Raw genomic sequence first — 22814 nt, 5'->3', positions numbered from 1 at the left:
GTCAGGGTCCCAGAGGTATTGATGGGTGAACATCAAAAAGTTTTCTTGATTACACCGACCTGCGCAGATGCGCAGGTTTTTTTTTGCTTAACGAATCGAAACACAGTTTTCCTGTCAACTCGCTTTACGTTTCTTTATAACTGCAAGCAATAAGCTTCAGATTCACTTACAGCAGCGGATTGCCATGCCTCAAATAAAAAAATTTCTGGGAAAAGACCAGATAAAAGCGCCCTTTAACCCGTTTCGTTTTCGCCTGATCTGCCTTGGCGTTTTCTGCTGTTTGGTGCTGTTGCTGATTTGCGTTGGTGACCTGCAGCTGATCAAGCATCCGATGCTGGAGCACGAAGCCGATCAGCGCTCGCTGCGTACCGTAACGTTGCCAACTAACCGTGGCACCTTGCTGGATCGTGACGGCCAGGCGTTAGCGCTGAGCGTTCCGGCACGTGACATCATCGCCGATCCAATGCGCGTGCTGGAGGCAAATCCCGATTTCACCAGCGCCAAATGGGCTTATCTGGCGGCCGCGCTCAATCAGCGTCCGGAAGATCTGCGCGCGGCCATCACCGCCAACCCGAAAAAACGCTTCCTCTATCTGGGCCGCAAAATCGAACTCGGCATCGCCAAAGATATCGCCGAGCTGAAACTCAAAGGTATCAGCTCGGTGTATAACGACAGCCGTTTCTATCCGATGAGTGAAGCAGCTGCGCCGCTGATTGGCATTGTAGGGGCCGACAGCAACGGCCTGAACGGCATCGAGAAGGGCTTCGACCATGTGCTGCAGGGCGATCCGGGCAAAGAAGTTTATCGTCAGGATGGTGAAGGCAACATCATTGCGATGATCGATTACCAGCCGCCACAGCAGCCGCCAACCGTGCAGCTCAGTATCGATAAGTTCGACCAATTCACGCTCTACAGCAAACTGCGCGACGGCGTGCTGCTTAACAAAGCGGATTCGGGTGCGGCGGTATTGGTGAAAATCGATACCGGCGAAATTCTGGCGATGGCCTCTTATCCGTCGTTCAACCCGAACAACTATGAAAATGCCACGCCGGCGCAGATGCGTAACTCGGCGATCAACGACAGTTACGAACCCGGCTCCACGGTGAAACCGCTGGTGGTGATGGAAGGGCTGGAACGCCATCTGGTGCGCGCCGATTCGGTGATCGATACCACGCCTTACAGCGTCAACGGCCACTTAATTCGCGACGTTGGTCACTGGCCGCGCCTCACCATGACCGGCATTTTGCAGAAATCGAGTGACATCGGCGTCTCGCACATTGCGCTGGCGATGCCCGCTGAAGCGCTGGTTAATACCTATCAGGCATTTGGCCTGGGTAAACCTACCGGGCTGGGATTGACCGGTGAAAGCGTGGGGTACTTCCCGCTGCACCGCGAGCGCTGGGCCGATATCGAACGCGCCACCTTTGCCTTTGGCTACGGCCTGCGCGTCACGCCGCTGCAGATTGCGCGTGAATACGCCACGCTTGGTTCGTACGGCGTTTATCGTCCATTGTCGATCACCAAAGTGACGCCGCCGGTGTTAGGCAAACAGGTGGCGAATCCGCAGGTGGTGCAAACCGTGGTGCATATGCTGGAGAGCGACGTACTGCCGGGCGGGACCGGGGTAAGAGCGGCGGTGCCGGGTTATCGTCTGGCGACCAAAACCGGTACCGCAGAGAAGATGGGCACCAGCGGCAAGTACGATGGCGGTTATATCAACTACACCGCCGGCATCGCGCCCGCCAGCCATCCGGAAGTGGCGCTGGTGGTAATGATCAACCATCCCACCGCGGGCGATCACTTTGGTGGCTCGGTGGCGGCACCGATCTTCGGCAACATCATGGGCCCGGTACTCAAGCACATGAACGTGGCACCCGATGCGATCTACAGTAAACCTTCTTCAGACAAATCTTAGTTAAATCAAAAGTGTAAGTGAGGTGTGGAGAATATTCACACCTCGTTTCACTTCCCCAAACACCGTTGCTTTTTGCACCTGTCTTTCACCGACTCAACGGTGCGAGTATGTAGATCCCAGAGGTATTGATGGGTGTGAAACAAGCTGCTTTGGCAGTACCCTGTTATTACACCGACCCACGCAGATGCGTGGGTTTTTTTTGCCTGTAATTTACGACCGTGCGAACTCGCTCACACCTCTTGTCTGAGTCTTAACACTTCCCCGGCAACATAAAAATATCGGGTTGTGTAACCTGTAGGTAACGCACCGCGATGTCGCATTCCATGGCGGTTCGCTAGCCCCTTACGGTGTTGGTAGCGCTTTAAGGGGCGATTTTTTATTGCGACTCGTTGAGGCCAACCCGCGATGCCAAAAACCAAAGACCGCACGCCAAAAGGCGAGGGCCGTTCTTCGGCGTTTCAGTTACGTATTCACCCGGAGCTGCACGAGCAGCTGCGCAGTGTGACCGACGACGACAACGTCACGCTGTCGTGCTGGTTAAAAGAGCTGGCGCGCCGCGAGCTGCGCCGCAGAGGCATCGAACCCAAAGGTTAAATCGGTGGTTATTGCGTGCACATAACCGTAGCGGCGCAATTCATTGCGCTCCGTTGACCTTTTTCCCGCTGTTATCTTGCGCAATAAATTGCGCCGCTACGAAATTTTCGATAATCGATTTCGGGGCTGAAAACCCGCAAAACGCTAAAAATCCCAACCCTTTATGGCACGAAAGGTTTACCATTTTCCTTTGGAAAATATATTTTACGCAACCTTAACAACCCCGCTTAACCCGCCTCCCTACAATGGCTTTCAAGTCATTACCTTCGTGACTATTCCCTTCCTATCTTTTAGAGAACAACTATGCGCCTGAAACTTCTTTCTGCCAGCGTGGTGTTTTTACTGGCAGCCTGTGACCAGGGCGGAGCAAAGCCCGCCGCATCCGCCACCCCGCAAGTGGGGGTGGTCAACCTGAAAGCGCAACCCGTTACGCTTGTCAGCCAATTGCCAGGCCGCACCACGGCGGTGAGAACTGCGCAGGTGCGTCCGCAGGTGAGCGGCGTAATTGAAAAAATCCTGTTTACCGAGGGCGGTGAAGTGAAAGCCGGCCAGCCGCTGTATCAAATCGATCCGGCCACCTATAAAGCGGCCTACGACAAAGCCATGGCGACCTGGCAGAACGATGCGATGGTGGTGAAGCGCTATCAGCCGCTGGCCAACGCGCACGCCATCAGCCAGCAAACCTACGACGATGCGGTCGCCGCTGCGCGTGAAGCGCAGGCCGACGTGGAAACCGCCAAAGTGAATCTCGACTACACGCTGGTGAAAGCACCGATCTCCGGCCACATCAGCCGCTCGCTGTACACCGCCGGTGCGCTGGTCACCAACGGGCAAACCGATTATCTCGCCACCATCACTCAGCTTGATCCGATCTATGTCGATGTCAGCGAATCCTCCACCGATCTGCTGCGCCTGCGCCGCGCGCTGGCCGACGGCAAAATCGCCAAAGTGGCCGACAACACCGCCGCCGTGGGCTTGTCGCTGGAAGATAACAGCCAGTACGCCGAGCAGGGCAGGCTGGCGTTCTCGGAAGTGAACGTCGATACCGCCACCGGCACCGTGGTGCTGCGCGCGGTATTCCCGAACCCCAATAACCAACTGCTGCCTGGCATGTACGTGCATGCCAGCTTCCCGCAGGGCATTCAGCAGCAAGGCATTCTGCTGCCGCAAGAGTCGATCATGCATGACACCAAAGGTCAGCCGTATGTCTTTGTGGTGAAAAGCGACAACACCATCGAGCAGCGCAGTATCCACACCGGCGAGATGATTAAAGGAGAATGGCTGGTGACCTCGGGCCTGCAGCAAGGGGAAAACGTGGTGGTGAACAACCTGCAAAGCGTGCGCAGCGGGGTGAAAGTGACCACCAGCGCCGCCAACACCAACGACACGCCATCCGCCAATGCGGTGAGTCTTTCGATGACTGACGCAGCGGCGCAATAAGGGGGCGGCATGTCGAAGTTTTTTATTGAACGTCCAATCTTCGCCTGGGTTATCGCCATTATCGTGATGCTGGTCGGCGCGATTGCCGCCATCAGTTTGCCGGTCAATCAATATCCCAATATCTCCGCGCCAGCGGTCTCCATCTCGGTAACTTATCCGGGGGCCAGCGCCGAAACCACGCAAAACACCGTGGTGCAGGTCATTGAGCAGCAGCTGAACGGTCTGGATGGTTTGCGCTATCTGGAGTCGAGCAGCGCCTCGGACGGCAGCGCGCAGATCATCGCCACCTTTAATCAGGGCATCAATCCCGATATCGCCCAGGTTCAGGTGCAGGATCGCGTGTCGCTGGCGGAGTCGCAGCTGCCCACGGATGTGACCCAGCAAGGCATCCGCATCCGTAAGTACCAGAAAAACTTTATGATGGTTATCGGGCTGATCGCCAAAGACGGCAAGCTGAGTAACGGCGATCTGGCCGACATTCTGGTGTCGAAACTGGAAGATCCGATCTCGCGTACGCCGGGCGTCGGCGACTTCATGGTGCTGGGATCCGAATACGCGATGCGCATCTGGCTCGATCCGGCCAAATTGTACAAATACAACCTGATGCCGAGCGATGTTACCACGGCGATTGATAGCCAGAACGTGCAGGTGTCGTCCGGTTCACTCGGCGGCTTGCCGACCATTCAGGGCGCAAAAACCCAGGCGACGATCCTCGGCAAAACCCGTTTCACCACCGTGCAGCAGTTTGATAATGTGCTGCTGAAGGTGAATAGCGACGGCTCGCAGGTGCGGCTGAAAGATGTGGCCAGCGTCGCGCTCGGGCCGCAAAGCTACGGCATCGATGCCACCATGAACGGCAAACCGGCCGCCGGTATCGCGTTGCGTCTGGCAACCGGTGCCAATGAACTGGATACCGCCAAGGCGGTGCGCCAGACCATCGCCGACCTGAAAGATTCGCTGCCGGATAACGTCGAGATTCAGTATCCGTACGACACCTCGCCGGTGGTCAGCGCCTCGATTGAAGAGGTGGTGAAAACGCTGATCGAAGCGGTGGTGCTGGTGTTCTTCGTGATGCTGATCTTCCTGCAAAACCTGCGCGCCACGCTGATCACCACGCTGGTGGTGCCGGTGGTGCTGCTGGGCACCTTTGGCATTCTCTCAGCCTTTGGTTACAGCATTAACACCCTCACCATGTTCGGTATGGTGCTGGCCATCGGGCTACTGGTGGATGACGCCATTGTGGTGGTGGAGAACGTTGAGCGCGTGATGCACGAAGAGCAGCTCGACCCGAAAGCCGCCACCATTAAATCGATGCAGCAGATTCAGGGCGCGCTGTTTGGCATTGCGCTGGTGCTGTCGGCAGTGCTGCTGCCGATGGCGTTCTTCTCCGGATCGACCGGTGTGATTTACCGCCAGTTCTCGGTCACCATCGTCTCGGCGATGGCGCTGTCGGTGATCATGGCGCTGATCTTCACGCCTGCGCTGTGCGCCACCTTGCTGAAACCGGCAGCGGCGGAGCATAAAAGCACCGGATTCGCCGGTTGGTTTAACCGCAAGTTCGACAGCGGGGCAATGCACTACACCCACGGCGTCAGCAAAGTGATATCCCGTCGCGGCCTGTTCCTGATGATCTATCTGGTGATCGTCGGCGTGACGGGATTTTTGTTCACCCGTGTACCGACCACCTTCCTGCCGGGTGAAGATCAGGGCTTGATGATGGTGCAGATCACGCTGCCGGTGAACTCGTCATCGCAGCGCACTCAGCAGGTGATCAACGATCTCAACGCCTATCTGCAACAGAACGAAGCGTCGGTGGTGACCACCACCTTTGGCGTGGCGGGCTTTAACTTTGCTGGTCGCGGTCAGAGCAACGCCATGGCTTTTGTGCGCCTGAAAGATTGGGGCGACCGCACGCACAGCGGTCAAAGCGTGCAGGATTTGGCGAACCGCGTGATGGCGCACTTCGCCAACTATCAGAACGCCAAAATCTTCGCCATGGTGCCGCCGGCGGTGATGGAGTTGGGCAACGCCACCGGTTTCGATCTCTATCTGCAGGATACCGGCGCGCACAGCCATCAGCAGATGATGGATGCCGCGCATCAGCTGATTACGTTGGCGAACAACGATCCGCATCTGGCGCAGGTACGTCTTAACGGGCTGGAAGATGAGCCGCAGTATCAGTTGGAGATCAATGATGAGAAGGCCAGCGCGCTCGGCCTGAGCATGACCGACATCAACAACACATTGTCGGTGGCGTGGGGCTCCAGCTACATCGATCAGTTCATGTACAACGGCCGCGTGAAAGAGGTCTATCTGATGGGTAAAGCGGACTCGCGCGTTACACCGTCGGATCTCGACAAATGGTACTTCCGCAACAGCAGCGGCACCATGGTGCCATTCTCCGCCTTCGCCTCGGGCAAATGGGTGTACGGCTCGCCGCACTTTGAACGCTTTAACGGCTTAACCGCCGAAGAGATTCTTGGATCGCCCGCGCCGGGCCAAAGTACCGGTGAAGCGATGAAAGCGGTGGAGCTGTTGGCGAAGCAGCTGCCGCATGGGTTCCGCGTGCAGTGGTACGGCATTTCGTATGAGGAGCAGGCATCTGGCAGCCAAACCACGCAGTTGTATCTGATCTCGATTCTGGTGGTGTTCCTGTGTCTGGCGGCGCTGTACGAGAGCTGGTCGATTCCGTTCTCGGTGATCATGGTGGTGCCGCTCGGCATCCTCGGCACCATTAGCGCGGTGCTGCTGCGTGGCCTGCAGAACGATGTTTTCTTCCAGGTTGGCCTGCTGACCACCGTGGGGCTGGCGGCGAAAAACGCCATCCTGATCGTGGAGTTCGCCAAAGAGCTGCATGAGCGCGAGGGCAAAACGCTGGTGGAAGCGGCGGTAGAAGCGGCGCGGCTGCGTATCCGTCCGATTATCATGACCTCAATGGCGTTTATTCTCGGCGTGCTGCCGCTGACCATATCCAACGGCGCGGGCGCAGGCAGCCAGCATTCGATTGGTACGGCGGTGGCGGGCGGTATGATCACCGCGACTTTCCTCGCCATCTTCTTTGTGCCGATGTTCTACGTGGTGGTTTCGCAGTTCTTTGCGCGTAAGAAACAAACATCCGCAGAGGGGGTTAAAAATGAACATGAATAACTTCCGTCTGGCGCTGTTGCCGCTCGCGCTGGCATTGGCCGGTTGTACGCTGGCACCGCACTATCAGCGCCCGGCGCTGCCGGTGGACGCTAAATACGATCAGGCGACGCCCGTCGGCAACGTCGCCGATTTGCCGTGGCAGAACTTCTTCACCGATGCCACGCTGCGCAACCTGATCCAGCTGTCGCTCGATAACAACCGCGACCTGCGCGTGGCGGCGCTGAACGTGCAAGAGGCGCAGCAGGGCGTCACGGTGCAGCGCGCTGCGCTGATGCCGTCGATCAACGCCACGGCCAGCCAGACTTCGGCGCATGAACCGGCCAATCTCTACAACACCAAAACCAGCGGCGCGGTGACCTATCACGAGCTGAACAGCGGCTTGAGCGTCACCTCGTGGGAGCTGGATTTCTTCGGCCGCCTGCAAAGCCTGAGCGATCAGGCGCAGGAAACCTATCTGTCGAGCGCCGCCACCGAACGCGCCACGCGCATTTCACTGATCGCGGAAGTGGCGACGGCGTGGCTGACGCTGAGTTCGGATAACGATCTGCTGCATCTGGCGCAACACACCGCGCAAAGCCAGCAGGAATCGTATCGCCTGACCAAGCTCAGCTACGACGGCGGTGCCAGCAGCGATCAGGATCTGGCGCAGGCCGAAAGCACGGTGCGGGCGGCGCAGGCGGACGTGGCGAGTTACACGCGGCAGGTGCGGCAGGATGTGGATGCGCTGCGCTTGCTGGTCGGCACCGATCTGCCCGCCACGCTGCTGTCACACGCCACGCTGGACGCCAACTGGCACTTCCCGGCCACGCCCGCTGGCTTACCGTCGGATCTGCTGACGCGTCGCCCGGATATCATGGCGGCGGAGCACACGCTGAAGGCGGCTAATGCCAATATCGGCGCGGCGCGTGCCGCCTTCTTCCCGAGCATCACGCTGACCGCGTCCGGCGGCTCCACCAGCAGCTCGCTTGGCAGCCTGCTGGGCGGCGGCACCGGCGCATGGTCATTCATGCCATCGATTAACCTGCCGATTTTTGACGGTGGTAAAAACCAGGCCAACCTGAATATCGCGCATATCGAGAAACGCATTGAGATTGCTGACTATGAGAAGGCGATCCAGACCGCGTTTAAAGAGGTGAACGATGCGCTGGCCGGTCAGGATACCTGGCAGGATCAGCTGACGGCGCTGCAACAGGAGGTTGGCGCCAATCAGCGCGACTACGACTATTCCGTATTGCGCTTCAAGCAAGGCGTCGACAATTATCTCAATGTGTTAGTGGCCCAGCGATCGCTTTACAGTGCGCAGCAGTCGCTGATCAGTGCGCATCTCGGCCAATTGAGCCAGAAAATCACCCTGTACAAGGCGTTAGGCGGCGGCTGGAAATCTTAATCACCTTAACGAAACCCTTACGGTTCGCGTATGGAATTCGCGCGGGCATTCAACCGATAATGCGCGTAGTGATGATTTCCCCTTGAAATAGTCCCCTGTTTTACAGGGGATTTTCCGTTTTCTGGCTAATCTGAAGATCCTGATGACTAACAACGCTTCCCGCTCCCCGTTTTCCCGCTGGCTGAAATGGCTCCTGTTGTTGCTTGTGCTGTTGATTGTGGCGGGCGTGATCTGGCGCGTGGTCGGTGGTCACGGCGGCATGCCGGGCGGCGGAAAACCGCCGGGCGCACGCGGCGGTCATCGCGGTGGCGCGGGCGGCCCGCCGGGCATGGCGATGATGATGGGCGGTGCCACGCTGGTACACAGCGGCGTCGCCAGCAGCGCGGATGTGCCGGAATACCTCAACGCGCTCGGCACGGTGATCCCCAACGCCAGCGTCACGATCACCAGCCGCGTCGCTGGTCAGCTGGAAAAAGTGTTCTTTACCGAAGGGCAGAAAGTCAGCGCCGGACAGCTGCTGGCGCAGATCGATCCGCGCAGCTATCAGGCGACGCTGGCGCAGTATCAGGGCGATCTCAATCAGAATCAGGCGTTGCTGAAAAGCGCGCAGTTAACGCTGGTGCGTTATCAGAAACTGGCGGCGCAGGATTCGTTATCGCGCCAGGATCTCGATACCCAAACCGCCACCGTCGGCCAGTACAAAGGTGCGGTCGCCGCTGATGAAGCGCAGATCGCCAGCGCCAAACTGGATATCGAGTATGCGCGCATCACCTCGCCAATCAGCGGACGCGTCGGTTTGCGTCTGGTCGATCCCGGTAATATGGTGCAAACCACCGATACCACCGGCATCGTGGTGGTGACGCAGATGCAGCCCGCCGCAGTGACCTTTAGCGTGCCGCAGGGCAACATTCCGCAGCTGACCAAAGCGCTGCACGGCGGGCAAAGTCTGCCCGCCACCGCCTTTGATCAGGACAACAGCCGCGCGCTGGCGCAGGGCGAGGTGAAGTTCATCAGCAACCAGATCGATACCGCGACCGGCACCATTGAGCTGAAAGCCACCTTCCCAAATGAAGACGAATCGCTGTTCGCTAACCAGTTCGTCAATCTGCGGCTGCAAACCAACATCCTGAAAAATGTCACGGTGATCCCGGCGCAGGCGCTGCAGCTGAGCAGCGACGGCAGCTTCGTGTTTGTCATCAACCAAGACAACACCGTGACGCGCAAAGCGGTCACCACCGGGCCAACGTTTGGTGAAGATCAGCAGGCGATCCTCAAAGGGGTGGAACCGGGCGATCGCCTGGTGACCGAAGGCATCGATCGCCTAACCAACGGCAGCAAAGTGCAGCTGGCGGATGAGCGCAAAACCACCGCGACTGCCGAGGCCAAATGAATCCGTCTCGCCTGTTTATCCAGCGTCCGGTCGCCACCATTTTGCTGATGGTCGGCGTGCTGATCGCCGGGATCTTCTCCTACCGTTTTCTCTCCACCTCGGCGCTGCCGCAGGTGGATTACCCGACCATTCAGGTCACCACGCTCTATCCCGGTGCCAGCCCGGATGTGATGGCGTCGTCCGTCACCTCGCCGCTGGAGCGCCAGCTGGGTCAAATGGCTGGGTTGAGCCAGATGACGTCAACCAGCTCAAGCGGATCGTCGATCGTCACGCTGAAGTTCAGCCTCGATCTGTCGCTGGATGTCGCCGAGCAGGAAGTGCAGGCGGCGATCAATGCTGCCAATAACTTGCTGCCGAGCGATCTGCCCAATCCGCCTACTTACAAAAAGGTCAATCCAGCCGATACCGCCGTGATTACGCTGGCGGTAAGTTCCGACACGCTGCCGCTGACGCAGGTGCAGGATCTGGTGAACACGCGCGTGGCGCTCAAGCTGTCGCAGATTAACGGCGTCGGCATGGTGACGCTGGCGGGCGGCCATCAACCGGCGATTCGCGTGCAGATGGACCCGAAAGCGCTGGCGGCGCATCAGCTGTCGCTGGAGGACGTCAACACGCTGATCGGCAACAGCAACGTGAACGGCTCGAAAGGCGGCTTCGACGGCAAATATCACTCGGTGACCATCGACGCCAACGATCAGCTGCGCACCGCCGATGAGTACGGCAATTTGATCATCACTTACCAAAACGGTGCGGCGCTGCGGCTGAAAGATATCGCGCATATCGAACAGGGACCGGAGAACAGCTTCCAGTCGGCGTGGGCCAACAACAGTCCGGCGATTGTGATCAGCGTGCAGCGCCAGCCGGGCGCCAACGTGATTCAGGTGGTGGACAGCATCAAAGCGCAGCTGCCGAAGCTGCAGGCGGCACTGCCGGACGGCGTGAAGATGAGCATCTTGTCGGATCGCACGCAAACCATTCGCGCCTCGATCAGCGACGTGCAGTTTGAGCTGATGCTGTCGGTGGCGCTGGTGGTGATGGTGACGTTCCTGTTCCTGCGCAACGTGGCGGCGACGCTGATTCCCAGCGTGGCGGTGCCGCTGTCGCTGATTGGTACCTTCGGCGTGATGTATCTGGCCGACTTCAGCCTGAATAATCTTTCGCTGATGGCGCTGACCATCGCCACCGGCTTCGTTATCGACGATGCGATTGTGGTGGTGGAGAACATTTCACGGCGGCTGGAAGAGGGCGAAACGCCGATGCAGGCGGCGCTGAAAGGCTCGCAGCAGATTGGCTTCACCATCATCTCGCTGACCTTCTCACTGATTGCCGTGCTGATCCCGCTGCTGTTTATGGGCGACGTGGTTGGGCGGTTGTTCCGCGAATTTGCCATCACGCTGGCGGTGTCGATTCTGGTGTCGATGGTGGTGTCACTAACCCTGACGCCGATGCTGTGCGCCTATCTGCTGCAGCACATTCCGTCGGAAAAACAGTCGCGCTTTTCGCGTAAAGGCGGCGAACTGTTCGACAAGCTGGTGCGCGGCTACGACCGCATGCTGACGGTGGTGCTGAATCATCAGAAGCTGACGCTGCTGGTGGCGCTGGCGACCTTTGTGCTCACCGCGCTGCTGTATATCGCCATCCCAAAAGGCTTCTTCCCGACGCAGGATACCGGGCTGATTCAGGGCGTCACCGTGGCGTCGCAGGATGTGTCGTTTAGCGAGATGTCGAAGCGACAGCAGGCGCTGGCGAAAGTGATTCTGCAAAATCCGTCGGTGGAGAGTTTGTCCTCAACCATCGGCATTGATGGCAGCAACACCAGCCTGAATAGCGGGCGTATCCAGATCAACCTCAAGTCGTTTGACCAGCGCGACGACAAAGCCGACGTGGTGATCAAACAGCTGCAACAGGCGGCGCAGCAGGTGGCGGGCATTCAGCTCTATCTGCAACCGGCGCAGGATTTGACCGTTAACGATCAGGTGTCGCCGAGCCAGTATCAGTTCACGCTGGATGATGCCGACAGCGAAAACCTGGTGCGCTGGACGCCAAAGATGGTCGCCGCCTTGCAGCAGCGTCCGGAGTTTAACGGCGTGGTGAGTAACCTGCAGGATCAGGGCCGCGTGGCCTATGTCGAGCTGAATCGCGATAAAGCGGCGCGCTACGGCATTACCGCCGCCGACGTCGATACCGCGCTGTACAACAGCTTCGGTCAGCGTTTGGTCTCCACCATCTTTACCCAGGCCAATCAGTATCGCGTGGTGCTGGAAGTGGCGCCGCAGTATCAGCAATCGCCCGCTTCGTTTGATGATGTCTATTTGCCGGTGACCAGCGCAAGCAGCAGCACGTCCACCACGGATGACACCACCACAACCACCACCGGCATGGTGAAGCTCACGTCCATCGCCACCATTCACCAGCGCACCGGTTCGCTGATGCACATGCGCCTCAATCAGTTCCCGGCGGTGATGGTGTCGTTCAATCTCAACAAAGGCTATTCGCTGGAAGAGGGGCAGAAGGCGATTGCCACAGTAACGCAGCAGCTGAATTTGCCGTCGAGCATCACCTTGCGTTATCAGGGCGAAACCTCGGCATTCCAGAGCGCCACCGGCAACACGCTGTGGTTGATTCTGGCGGCATTAATCACCATGTACGTGGTGCTCGGCATTCTGTACGAAAGCTTTATCCATCCGGTGACCATTCTCTCGACGCTGCCGTCGGCGGCGGTCGGCGCGCTGTTGACGCTGCTGCTGGCGGGCAGCGAGTTCAGCCTGATCGCGCTGATTGGCGTGATTCTGCTGATCGGTATCGTCAAGAAGAACGCGATTATGATGATCGACTTCGCGCTGGAGGCGGAAAACAAGCAGCACATAAGCGCGCGGGACGCGATTCATCAGGCGTGTTTACTGCGCTTCCGCCCGATTCTGATGACCACCATGGCGGCGCTGCTCGGTGCGCTGCCGCTGATGCTGGCGTCCGGTTCCGGTGCCGAGCTGCGCCAGCCGCTCGGTCTGGTGATTGTTGGCGGTTTGATCGTCAGCCAGGTGCTGACGCTGTTCTCCACGCCGGTGATTTACCTGTGGTTTGATGGCATCGCGCAGCGCGGCAAGCGCTACATGCAGCGCAAGCAGCAGCAGGCGCGGGGCGAGCGATGAACTTAACCCGGCTGTTTATCTTCCGCCCGGTTGCCACGTTACTGCTGACGCTGGCGATCCTGCTGCTGGGCGCGTTGGGCTATCGGCTGCTGCCGGTGGCGCCGCTGCCGCAGGTGGATTTCCCCACCATTATGGTCAGCGCCAGCCTGGCCGGTGCCAGCCCGGAAACCATGGCGGCCACCGTCGCTACGCCGCTGGAGCGTTCGCTGGGGCAGATCGCCGGCGTCACCGAGATGACCTCCAGCAGTTCGCAGGGATCGACCAGCGTGATTTTGCAGTTTGATCTCGATCGCGACATCAACGGCGCGGCGCGTGACGTGCAGGCGGCGATCAACGCCGCACGCAGTTTGCTGCCGAGCGCGATGGAGTCGCTGCCGACCTATCGCAAAGCCAACCCATCGGATGCGCCGATTGTGATGCTGGCGCTGACGTCCGCCACGCGCACGCCGGGCGAACTCTACGATCTGGCCGAAAGCAAAATCGAGCAGGCGATGGGCCAGGTGAAAGGCGTGGGCGAAGTGTCGCTGATGGGCAGCGCCTTACCGGCGGTGCGCATCGATCTGCAGCCGCTGAAGCTGACGCAGTATGGCATTTCGCTGGATACGGTGCGCAGCGCCATCGCCAACAGCACCAGCAATAAGCCGAAAGGGATTTTGCAGGGCAGCAGCCAGTCGTGGGTGGTGGACAGCAACGGCCAGCTGGATAAAGCCGCGCAGTATCAGGATCTGATCGTTACCTATAAAGAGGGCAAAGCGGTGCGGCTGCATGATGTCGCCACCGTGTATGACTCGGTTGAAGATCAGTATCAGGCCGGTTTCCTCAATGCCATGCCATCGGTGATGGTGGGCATTAAGCGCCAGGCCGGTGCCAACATGCTCGACACCATTGATGCCATCAAAGCGCAGCTGCCGACGCTGGAAAAAAATCTGCCCGCCGATACGCAACTGAAAGTGGTGGTGGATCGCTCGCCGACGGTGCGCGCCTCGCTGTATGACACCGAAGAGACGCTGCTGGTGGCGATGCTGCTGGTGATCGCCGTGGTGTTTGTGTTTCTGCGTAACGTGCAGGCGGTGATTATCCCGGCGCTGGCGCTGCCGGTCTCGCTGATTGGCACCTGCGCGGTGATGTATCTGCTGGGTTACAGCCTCGATAACCTGTCGCTGATGGCGCTGATTATCGCCACCGGCTTTGTCGTCGATGACGCGATTGTGGTGCTGGAAAACATCACGCGCCATATCGAAGAAGGGCTCAGTCCGCTGCGCGCGGCGCTGCGTGGCGCGCAGGAAGTAAGTTTTACCGTGCTGTCGATGACCATGTCGCTGATTGCGGTGTTCATCCCGATTCTGCTGATGGGCAGCATCGTCGGACGCTTGTTCCGCGAATTTGCCGTCACGCTGACGGTATCGCTGCTGATTTCGATGTTTGTCTCGCTGAGCCTGACGCCGATGCTGTGCGCGCGCCTGCTGAAGCCAAAGCCCAAAGTCACGCAACGCCCGCATCCGCTGTATCAGTTTATCGAAAACCAACTTAACGCATTGCTGGCGGCTTATTCGCGCGGGTTAACCTGGGTGATGGCGCACCAAAAGCTGACGATGTTTAGTCTGGTGCTGACCGTGCTGCTCAACCTGTTTTTGTTCTCGGTGGTGCAGAAAGGCTTTTTCCCCAATCAGGATACCGGCCTGCTGATGGGCGCGCTGCGTGCCGATCAGAACATCTCCTTCCAGGCGATGAAGCCGAAAATGCTGCAGTTCACCCACATCATCCAGTCCGATCCGGCGGTGGAGAGCGTGATGTCGTCGATGGGCAGCGGCATGTTCGGCTCGCGCAACAGCGCCAACTTCTTTGTGCGCCTGAAGGATTTTGACAAGCGCGATGCCACCGCCACCGAAGTGGCGAACCGCCTGAGTATGAAAACCAGCCATATCGCTGGCGCGCAGATGTTCCTGATGGCGGCGCAGGATCTGCACATCGGCGGGCGCAGCGCCAACGCCACCTATCAATACAGTTTGCAGGCCGACGATCTCGATCTGCTACGTGAGTGGACGCCCAAAGTGCAGGCGGCGCTGGCGGCGATCCCGCAGCTGAATAGCGTCGATTCCGACTCGCAAACCGGCGGTCAGGAAGTGGTGATTAATATCGATCGTGACCGCGCGAAACGGTTGGGCGTGGATGTGCAGATGCTCGACACCCTGCTGAATAACGCCTTCAGCCAGCGCCAGGTTGCCACGCTCTATCACACGCTTAATCAGTATCATGTGGTGATGTCGCTGCAGGACAGCTACACGCGCGATCCGGCGATTTTGCAGCAGCTGTATGTGATTAACGACAGTGGCGATCGCGTGCCGCTCGCCGCGTTCGCCAGCTTCAAGGGCGGCAACGCGCCGCTGTCGGTGGCGCATCAGGGTCAATCCGCCACCAGCACCGTAGCGTTTAACCTCAACGATGGCGTGTCGCTGGAGCAGGCGCAGGCGCTGATTAAGCAGGCGATGGCGCAGCTCGGTTTACCCTCCAGTATTCAGGCCGGTTTTGCCGGCACCGCCGCCGCCTTCGCCCAGCTTACCGCCACCATGCCGTGGCTGATTATCGCGGCGCTGGCGGCGGTGTATATCGTGCTCGGCGTGCTGTATGAGAGTTACATCCATCCGCTCACCATTCTCTCAACACTGCCGTCGGCGGGTGTGGGCGCGCTGTTGTTGCTGTTGCTGACCAACACGCAGCTGACGGTGATCGCGCTGATCGGCATCATCCTGCTGATTGGTATCGTGAAAAAGAACGCCATCATGATGATCGACTTTGCGATTCACGCCGAGCGTAGCCAAGGCATGACGCCGCAGCAGGCGATCACCCAAGCCTGCTTGATGCGTTTCCGGCCGATCATGATGACCACGCTGGCCGCCTTCTTTGGCGCGCTGCCGCTGGCGCTGGGCAGCGGCGGCGATGCCGACTTACGTAGCCCGCTCGGGCTGGCGATTGCCGGTGGTTTGGCGCTGAGCCAATTATTAACGCTGTTTACTACGCCGGTGGTTTATCTCTGGCTCGACCGTTTAAGCCGCGCCACGCAACGTCAGTGGCAGCGGTTGCGTCATGTGGAATCCCGATAGATGAAAATGTCTCTGAAAATTACGCCGTTGCTCACCGTGATGTTGCTGGCGGGCTGCGCGGTTGGCCCCGATTATCAGCGCCCGAGCATGGCGATGCCGACCCATTTCAAAGAAGCCAAAGGCTGGACGCAGGCGACGCCGCAGGATGCAAACAGCAAAGGTGAATGGTGGCAGGTGTATCACGATGCCACGCTGTCTAGTCTGCTGAAGCAGGTGAGCATCTCCAACCAGAACGTTGCCAGCTATGCCGCGCAGTACCGCGAAGCGCAGGCGTTAGTTGGGCAATCACGCGCGGAGTTGTTGCCGTCGGTAAGCTACGACGTCAGCAGCACGCGCAGCGGCAGCCGCGCCAGCGCCAGCGGACAACGTAGCGTCAGCAACAGCCATGCCGCCGATCTCAGCGCCAGCTGGGAGCTGGATGTGTGGGGCAAACTGCGACGCACGCTGGAGGAGAACCACGCCAGCGCCGAAGCCAGCAAAGCCGAGCTGGCGAATATCACCTTGAGCGCGCAGTCCGAACTGGCGCAGGACTATTTCCAGCTGCGCATCATCGACGAGAAAATCGCGCTCTATCAGCGCAGTATCGCGGCCTATCAACGCTATCTGACGGTGATTGAAAACAAATACGCGGCGGGCAGCGAATCACGCGCCACCTTAGCGCAGGCGCAGATGCAGCTGGAGAGCGCCCGCGCCTCGGCGCAGGATTACCAGTGGCAGCGTGCGCAGATGGAGCACGCCATTGCGCTGCTGCTGGGCCGCGCACCGGCGGATTTCTCCTTGCCGGTGGCGAAGCTGGAGGCCGCGCTGCCCGCGATACCGAACAGCGTGCCGTCGCAGCTGTTGCAGCGCCGTCCCGATATCGCCTACGCCGAGCGCAACGTGGCGGCGGCGAATGCGGCGGTCGGCGTGGCGATTGCCGGTTACTATCCCGATTTGACGCTGAGCGCCAGCGGAGGCGTGAGTTCATCGGCGATCAACAGTTTGTTCTCGCTGCCCAATCGCGTCTGGTCTTTGGGGCCGGAGCTGAGCGGTACGCTGTTAGATTTCGGCGCCACCTCAGCGAAAGTCGAACAGGCACGCGCCGCCTATGATGCCAGCGTTGCCAGCTATCGCCAGTCGGTGCTGACCGGCATGGGCGAAGTGGAGGATTATCTGGTGCAGCTGAATACTTTGCAGGGCGAAATCGCCGCACAGCAGCGCGCCACCGACGCGGCGCAGGAATCGGCGCGCGTAACGCGTAATCAGTATGATGCCGGAATGATCGACTATCTCGACGTCGCCACCACCGAAAACAGCAGCCTGAGCGCGCAGCAGAGTTTGCTGTCGCTGCAGAGCACGCAGTGGGTCAGCAGCGTCGGTCTGATCGCCGCGCTGGGCGGTGGCTGGCAGGCGGATACGCGGTAAAACCAGGTCGCCATGAATGGCCCTTTGCCGCAGCTGACGCGCCAGCGCCTCTGGCAAATGAGCCCTTTTTAGCAGCACTCACTGAAGCTTCGGAGCAGGCCGGGGACGCTTTTGGGCCGGCAATCCGCAGCGCTGAACGAAGCGAGGAAGCCAGGAGAGCCCGCAGGACGCGGGCGAAATGCGGAGCCGGGACAAGGAAGTCCCGTCTCCGCCGGTCCGTCAGGCAAACGAGCGAAGTGAAGGCACCGCGCTAGCGGCGCGAGGACCGCCGGACCAAAAGTGGCCCCGGCCTGCGCACTCATCGTTGGCTTAACTGACAAGCATTACGCCATGAATGGCGGCCCTACGACCGCTATTGCGTTTAAATCACCACGCCACTTGTCGAAAATCCCCAGATCCTGCATCGTAAGAGCCATTTTTTACGATTGCTAAGGAGCTGGCATGCTACTCACTTTTTTCCGTTTCCTGTTCCGCCTGCTGTGGCGTGTGGAACTGCGCGGCGACCTCGCGGCACTGCATAAAGAGAAAGTGCTGATCACCCCCAATCACACGTCGTTTCTGGATGGGGTATTACTGGCGCTGTTTCTGCCGATCAAACCGGTGTTCGCGGTCTATTCGTCGATCAGCGATCAATGGTTTATGCGTCTGCTGAAGCCGATTATCGACTTCGTTCCGCTCGATCCCACCAAGCCGATGTCGATCAAACATCTGGTGCGCATGATCAATCAGGGCCGTCCGGTGGTGATCTTCCCCGAAGGGCGCATCACCGTGACCGGATCGCTGATGAAGATCTACAGCGGCGCCGGCTTTGTGGCGGCGAAATCCGGTGCCACCGTGGTGCCGATGCGTATCGAAGGCGCGGAATATACGCCGTTTGGTCGTCTGGCGGGCGTGTTTAAACGGCGCCTGTTCCCGCGCATCACCTTAACGGTGCTGCCGCCAACGGTAATCCCAATGCCTGAAGCCAAACGCGCGCGCGATCGCCGCACGCTGGCGGGCGAGCACCTGCATCATGTGATGATGGAAGCCCGCATGGCAGTGCGTCCGCGTGAGACGCTGTTCGAGGCTTTCCTCAATGCGCGTCAGCGTTATGGCGCGATGAAGCCGTGCATCGAAGACGTCAACTTCAAACCGGATAGCTACACCGGTTTGCTGAAGAAAGCGCTTGGCGTGGGCCGCATTCTGGAGCGTTACAGCCAGCAAGGTGAATACGTCGGTCTGCTGCTGCCGAACGCCACGGTGACGGCGGCGGCGATTCTCGGTGCTTCGCTGCGCGGGCGCATTCCGGCGATGCTCAACTACACCGCAGGCGTGAATGGCATGCGTGCGGCGTTGACCGCATCGCAGGTGAAAACCGTGTTTACCTCGCGGCAGTTCCTCGAAAAAGGCAACCTGTGGCACTTGCCGCAGGGACTGACCGAAGTGCAGTGGATCTATCTGGAAGATCTGAAAGATACCGTTACGCTGCAGGACAAGTTGTGGATTGTGGCGCATCTGCTGATGCCGCGCCGTGCGCTGGTGGCGCAGCAGCCGGAAGATGCGGCGATGGTGCTGTTTACCTCCGGTTCGGAAGGCCATCCCAAAGGTGTGGTGCACTCGCATAAAAGTCTGCTGGCGAACGTTGAGCAGATTCGTACCGTGGCGGATTTCACCCCGCGTGACCGCTTTATGTCGGCGCTGCCGCTGTTCCATGCTTTTGGTTTAACCGTTGGCCTGTTTACCCCGTTGCTGACCGGTGCGCAGGTGTTTCTCTATCCGAGCCCGCTGCATTACCGCATCGTGCCGGAGCTGGTTTACGACCGTAACTGCACCGTGCTGTTTGGTACCTCAACCTTCCTTGGCAACTATGCGCGTTTCGCCAGCCCGTACGATTTTGCGCGTCTGCGCTATGTGGTGGCGGGCGCGGAAAAACTGCAGGAAGCGACGCGTCAGATCTACATGGAAAAATACGGCATCCGTATTCTCGAAGGCTACGGCGTGACGGAGTGCGCGCCGGTGGTGGCGATCAACGTGCCGATGGCGGCAAAAAATCACACCGTGGGCCGCATTCTGCCGGGCATGGATTCGCGTCTGATTTCGGTGCCGGGCATTGAGCAGGGCGGTCGCCTGCAGCTGCGCGGTCCGAACGTGATGAACGGGTATCTGCGCGTGGAAAATCCAGGCGTGCTGGAAGTCCCGGTCGCCGATAACGGCGAAGGCGAGATGGAAGCGGGCTGGTACGACACCGGCGATATCGTCAGCTTTGATGAAGGCGGTTTCTGCCAGATTCAGGGCCGTGCGAAACGCTTCGCCAAAATTGCCGGTGAGATGGTGTCGCTGGAGATTGTGGAGCAGATTGCGCTGAAAGCCTCTAACGAGAAGCAGCATGCGGCGTCGCTGCGTCCGGACGGTAATCGAGGCGAAGCGTTGGTGCTGTTTACTACCGACAGCGAGTTGGGCCGCGACACGCTGCTGAAAGCCGCGCGTGAAATTGGCGCGCCGGAACTGGCGGTGCCGCGCGATATCCGCGTGATGAAACAGCTGCCGATGCTGGGCAGCGGCAAACCGGACTATGTCAGCCTCAAGCAGCTGGCGGAAGAGGAGCAGGCATGAGCCAGGCGTTAAATAAGGATGCACCGCTGTTATCGCGCAACATGCTGGCGGTGATTGTGGCGCAGTTCTTCTCGGCATTTGGCGACAACGCGCTGTTGTTTGTGACGCTGGCGGTGCTGAAAAATCAGTTCTATCCGGACTGGAGTCAGCCGATCCTGCAAATGCTGTTTGTGGCCACTTACATTCTGCTCGCGCCGTTCGTGGGGCAGATGGCGGATAGCTTTGCCAAAGGTCGGGTAATGATGTTCGCCAACAGTCTTAAGCTGCTCGGCGCGCTGGTTATCTGTTTCGGCTTCAATCCGTTCCTCGGCTATACGCTGGTGGGGATTGGCGCGGCATCCTATTCGCCGGCCAAGTACGGCATCCTGACGGAGATCACCAGCGGTGAACGGCTGGTAAAAGCCAACGGCTTAATGGAAGGTTCGACCATTGCGGCGATTCTGCTGGGTTCGGTGGCGGGCGGTATTCTGGCGGACTGGAACCTGGTCGCCGCGCTGGTGGTGTGTGCCATGACCTATGCGATGGCGGTGGTGGCGAACATCTTTATTCCGCGCCTGACGGCAGCGCGTCCCGGTCAGAGCTGGCATTTTGGCGTCATGCTGCGCAGTTTCATCGCGGCCACTAAGCTGCTGTGGCGCAACGGCGAAACGCGCTTCTCGCTGCTCGGCACCAGCTTGTTCTGGGGCGCGGGCGTGACGCTGCGTTTCCTGCTGGTGCTGTGGGTGCCGGTGGCGCTCGGCATCAGCGATAACAAAACCCCGACCACGCTGAATGCCATGGTGGCGATTGGCATCGTGATTGGCGCGGCAGCAGCGGCGAAGCTGGTGACGCTGCAAACCGTGCGTCGCTGCATGCCAGCCGGTGTGCTGATTGGCGTGATGGTGGTGGTGTTCGCGTTGCAAACCAGCTTGCTCAATGCCTATCTGGCTTTGATGCTGATTGGTGCGCTGGGTGGTTTCTTCGTGGTACCGCTCAATGCGCTGCTGCAGGAGCGTGGCAAGGCGTCCGTGGGTTCGGGCAACGCGATTGCGGTGCAAAATCTCGGTGAGAATACCGCGATGTTGCTGATGCTGGGATTGTATACCGTGGCGATCAAGCTGGGCGCGCCTGCGGTGGCGACCGGCGTCGGATTCGGCGCGATTTTCGCCGTGGCGATTGCGGTGTTGTGGTGGAAAGCGCGGCGGTAGATGGTGAGGTAATTAATAAGGTCGCCATGAATGGCGACCTTACGGTTTTACGGGGCCGGATAGGTAAACTGGCGATGAATCGCTTCCAGTTCCTCTAACACATCGGCGTTCAGCGTCAGATTGAAACTCTCAACGTTAATCTTCAACTGCTCCAGCGTGGTGGCGCCCAGCAAGGTGCTGGCGACAAACGGCTGTTGACGCACATACGCCAGCGCCATCTGCGACGGATCCATATTGTGCTTCTGCGCCAGCGCAACATAGGCAGCAATCGCCTGCTGTGACTGATCGCCGCTGTAGCGGGTAAAGCGGCTAAACAGCGTATTGCGCGCACCGGCGGGTTTCGCACCGTTCAGGTATTTGCCACTCAACGTACCAAACGCCAGGCTGGAATACGCCAGCAACTCGACGCCTTCATGCTGGCTGATCTCCGCTAAACCAACCTCGAAGCTGCGGTTCAGCAGGCTGTACGGGTTCTGGATGGTGACAATACGCGGCAGCTCATGCTTTTCAGCCAACTGCAGATAACGCATCACGCCCCACGCAGTTTCGTTCGACACGCCAATGTAGCGAATCTTACCGGCGCGCACCTGTTCGGTCAGCGCTTCCAGCGTCTCCAGCAGCGTCACCGGCACGCTGGAATCGGTGTATTGATAACCCAGCTTGCCGAAGTAGTTGGTTTGACGCTGCGGCCAGTGCAGCTGATAGAGATCGAGATAATCGGTGTTCAGGCGTTTCAGGCTGGCATCCAGCGCTTCGCGGATGTTTTTGCGATCCAGCGCCTGGTTCGGGCGAATCGACGCATCCGCGCCGCGTACCGGACCGGCTACTTTGCTGGCGAGGATGATTTTGTCACGGCTGCCGCGCTTCTTCAGCCAGCTACCAATGTATTGTTCGGTTAATCCCTGGGTTTCCGGGCGCGGCGGCACCGGATACATTTCTGCGGTATCAATCAGGTTGATGCCACTGCTAACCGCGTAATCAAGTTGTGCGTGGGCGTCGGCTTCGCTGTTCTGCTCACCAAACGTCATGGTTCCAAGCCCCAGCTGACTCACTTCCAGCGTGCTATGGGGAATACGGTGATAGTGCATGTGCCGGCATCCTTTTTTCATTATGAAAGGGAATGTTGTGTCCTTTGGGACTATAGCGTGTGAAGCGGCGCGGAAGGAAGAGGGGAAAGTTCGGGAAATCGCCTGCACAAGGGGAAAACGCGTGCAGGCAGGGCAATTTGGCACTTAACGCTCAATGATGGTTGAAACCTCGTCACCATTGATCTGCATCTGATGGCCTTGCTCATCGGAGTACTGTACCAATCCGGTCTCTTTGTCGATGGCGGGTTTGCCATCTGTCATGATCATGCGGCCATCTTTGGTCGCCATGACGTAATCACTGCTACAACCACTCAATAACAGCGTCACCAAGGTTAAACCTACTGCACTCACCAACCCTTTCATTCTTATCTCCTTCTCGCGACTTCAACAGCAAAAGTGTAGTAATAAATGCTTTCGTCG

Annotated in this window: 13 protein-coding genes; 11 read left to right on the top strand and 2 right to left on the bottom strand. The window is 59.0% G+C overall.

Annotated features, from left to right (window positions below; genetic code table 11):
• Nucleotides 1–184: 184 nt before the first annotated feature.
• The 11 genes from ACVLVH_RS19755 to lplT all read left to right on the top strand — a co-directional run bounded on the left by ACVLVH_RS19755 (nucleotide 185) and on the right by lplT (nucleotide 21306).
• On the top strand, nucleotides 185–1915 hold the full coding sequence (locus ACVLVH_RS19755; RefSeq protein ID WP_101761978.1) for a penicillin-binding transpeptidase domain-containing protein: 1731 nt from the start codon (nucleotides 185–187) through the stop codon (nucleotides 1913–1915).
• A 405-nt stretch (nucleotides 1916–2320) separates the two neighbouring features.
• The gene (locus tag ACVLVH_RS19750) at nucleotides 2321–2509 is read left to right on the top strand and encodes a hypothetical protein (RefSeq protein WP_061719884.1); all 189 of its coding nucleotides are present in this window, start codon (nucleotides 2321–2323) and stop codon (nucleotides 2507–2509) included.
• A 303-nt stretch (nucleotides 2510–2812) separates the two neighbouring features.
• On the top strand, nucleotides 2813–3949 hold the full coding sequence (locus ACVLVH_RS19745) for an efflux RND transporter periplasmic adaptor subunit (RefSeq protein ID WP_377726975.1): 1137 nt from the start codon (nucleotides 2813–2815) through the stop codon (nucleotides 3947–3949).
• A gap of 9 nt (nucleotides 3950–3958) precedes the next feature.
• Nucleotides 3959–7096 carry an efflux RND transporter permease subunit gene (locus ACVLVH_RS19740; RefSeq protein ID WP_498949983.1) on the top strand — a complete coding sequence of 1046 codons (3138 nt, stop codon included), beginning with the start codon at nucleotides 3959–3961 and terminating at the stop codon, nucleotides 7094–7096.
• Complete coding sequence (locus ACVLVH_RS19735) at nucleotides 7083–8483, top strand: efflux transporter outer membrane subunit (protein WP_498949982.1); 1401 nt, start codon at nucleotides 7083–7085, stop codon at nucleotides 8481–8483. The genes ACVLVH_RS19740 and ACVLVH_RS19735 overlap by 14 nt, the downstream gene beginning before the upstream one ends.
• A gap of 142 nt (nucleotides 8484–8625) precedes the next feature.
• Nucleotides 8626–9873 carry an MdtA/MuxA family multidrug efflux RND transporter periplasmic adaptor subunit gene (locus ACVLVH_RS19730; RefSeq protein WP_498949981.1) on the top strand — a complete coding sequence of 416 codons (1248 nt, stop codon included), beginning with the start codon at nucleotides 8626–8628 and terminating at the stop codon, nucleotides 9871–9873.
• Nucleotides 9870–13022, top strand: a complete 3153-nt coding sequence (locus ACVLVH_RS19725) for an MdtB/MuxB family multidrug efflux RND transporter permease subunit (protein WP_498949980.1) — start codon at nucleotides 9870–9872, stop codon at nucleotides 13020–13022. The genes ACVLVH_RS19730 and ACVLVH_RS19725 overlap by 4 nt, the downstream gene beginning before the upstream one ends.
• Nucleotides 13019–16123 carry an efflux RND transporter permease subunit gene (locus ACVLVH_RS19720; protein WP_498949979.1) on the top strand — a complete coding sequence of 1035 codons (3105 nt, stop codon included), beginning with the start codon at nucleotides 13019–13021 and terminating at the stop codon, nucleotides 16121–16123. The genes ACVLVH_RS19725 and ACVLVH_RS19720 overlap by 4 nt, the downstream gene beginning before the upstream one ends.
• Nucleotides 16124–17527, top strand: coding sequence for an efflux transporter outer membrane subunit (locus ACVLVH_RS19715; protein WP_498949978.1), 1404 nt, complete (start codon nucleotides 16124–16126; stop codon nucleotides 17525–17527). It begins immediately after the preceding gene.
• 441 nt (nucleotides 17528–17968) lie between these two features.
• Nucleotides 17969–20119 (top strand): bifunctional acyl-ACP--phospholipid O-acyltransferase/long-chain-fatty-acid--ACP ligase, encoded by a 2151-nt coding sequence (aas, locus tag ACVLVH_RS19710; RefSeq protein WP_222211037.1) that lies wholly within the window; start codon nucleotides 17969–17971, stop codon nucleotides 20117–20119.
• Entirely contained in the window at nucleotides 20116–21306 is a 1191-nt protein-coding gene (gene lplT / locus ACVLVH_RS19705) for a lysophospholipid transporter LplT (RefSeq protein ID WP_498949977.1), read from the top strand. The genes aas and lplT overlap by 4 nt, the downstream gene beginning before the upstream one ends.
• Before the next feature lie 47 nt (nucleotides 21307–21353).
• Here lplT and ACVLVH_RS19700 read toward each other — a convergent pair whose 3' ends face one another.
• Together ACVLVH_RS19700 and ACVLVH_RS19695 are read right to left on the bottom strand one after the other, a co-directional pair.
• Nucleotides 21354–22394 carry an NADP(H)-dependent aldo-keto reductase gene (locus ACVLVH_RS19700; protein ID WP_176973574.1) on the bottom strand — a complete coding sequence of 347 codons (1041 nt, stop codon included), beginning with the start codon at nucleotides 22392–22394 and terminating at the stop codon, nucleotides 21354–21356.
• Between the two features lie 144 nt (nucleotides 22395–22538).
• Nucleotides 22539–22757, bottom strand: coding sequence for a YgdI/YgdR family lipoprotein (locus ACVLVH_RS19695; protein WP_498949976.1), 219 nt, complete (start codon nucleotides 22755–22757; stop codon nucleotides 22539–22541).
• Nucleotides 22758–22814: the final 57 nt, after the last annotated feature.

It is taken from the genome of Kluyvera sp. 1366 (genome assembly GCF_054823405.1).
The sequence above is the reverse complement of the archived record's forward strand: the minus strand, read 5'-3'. Positions and strand labels throughout refer to the sequence as shown.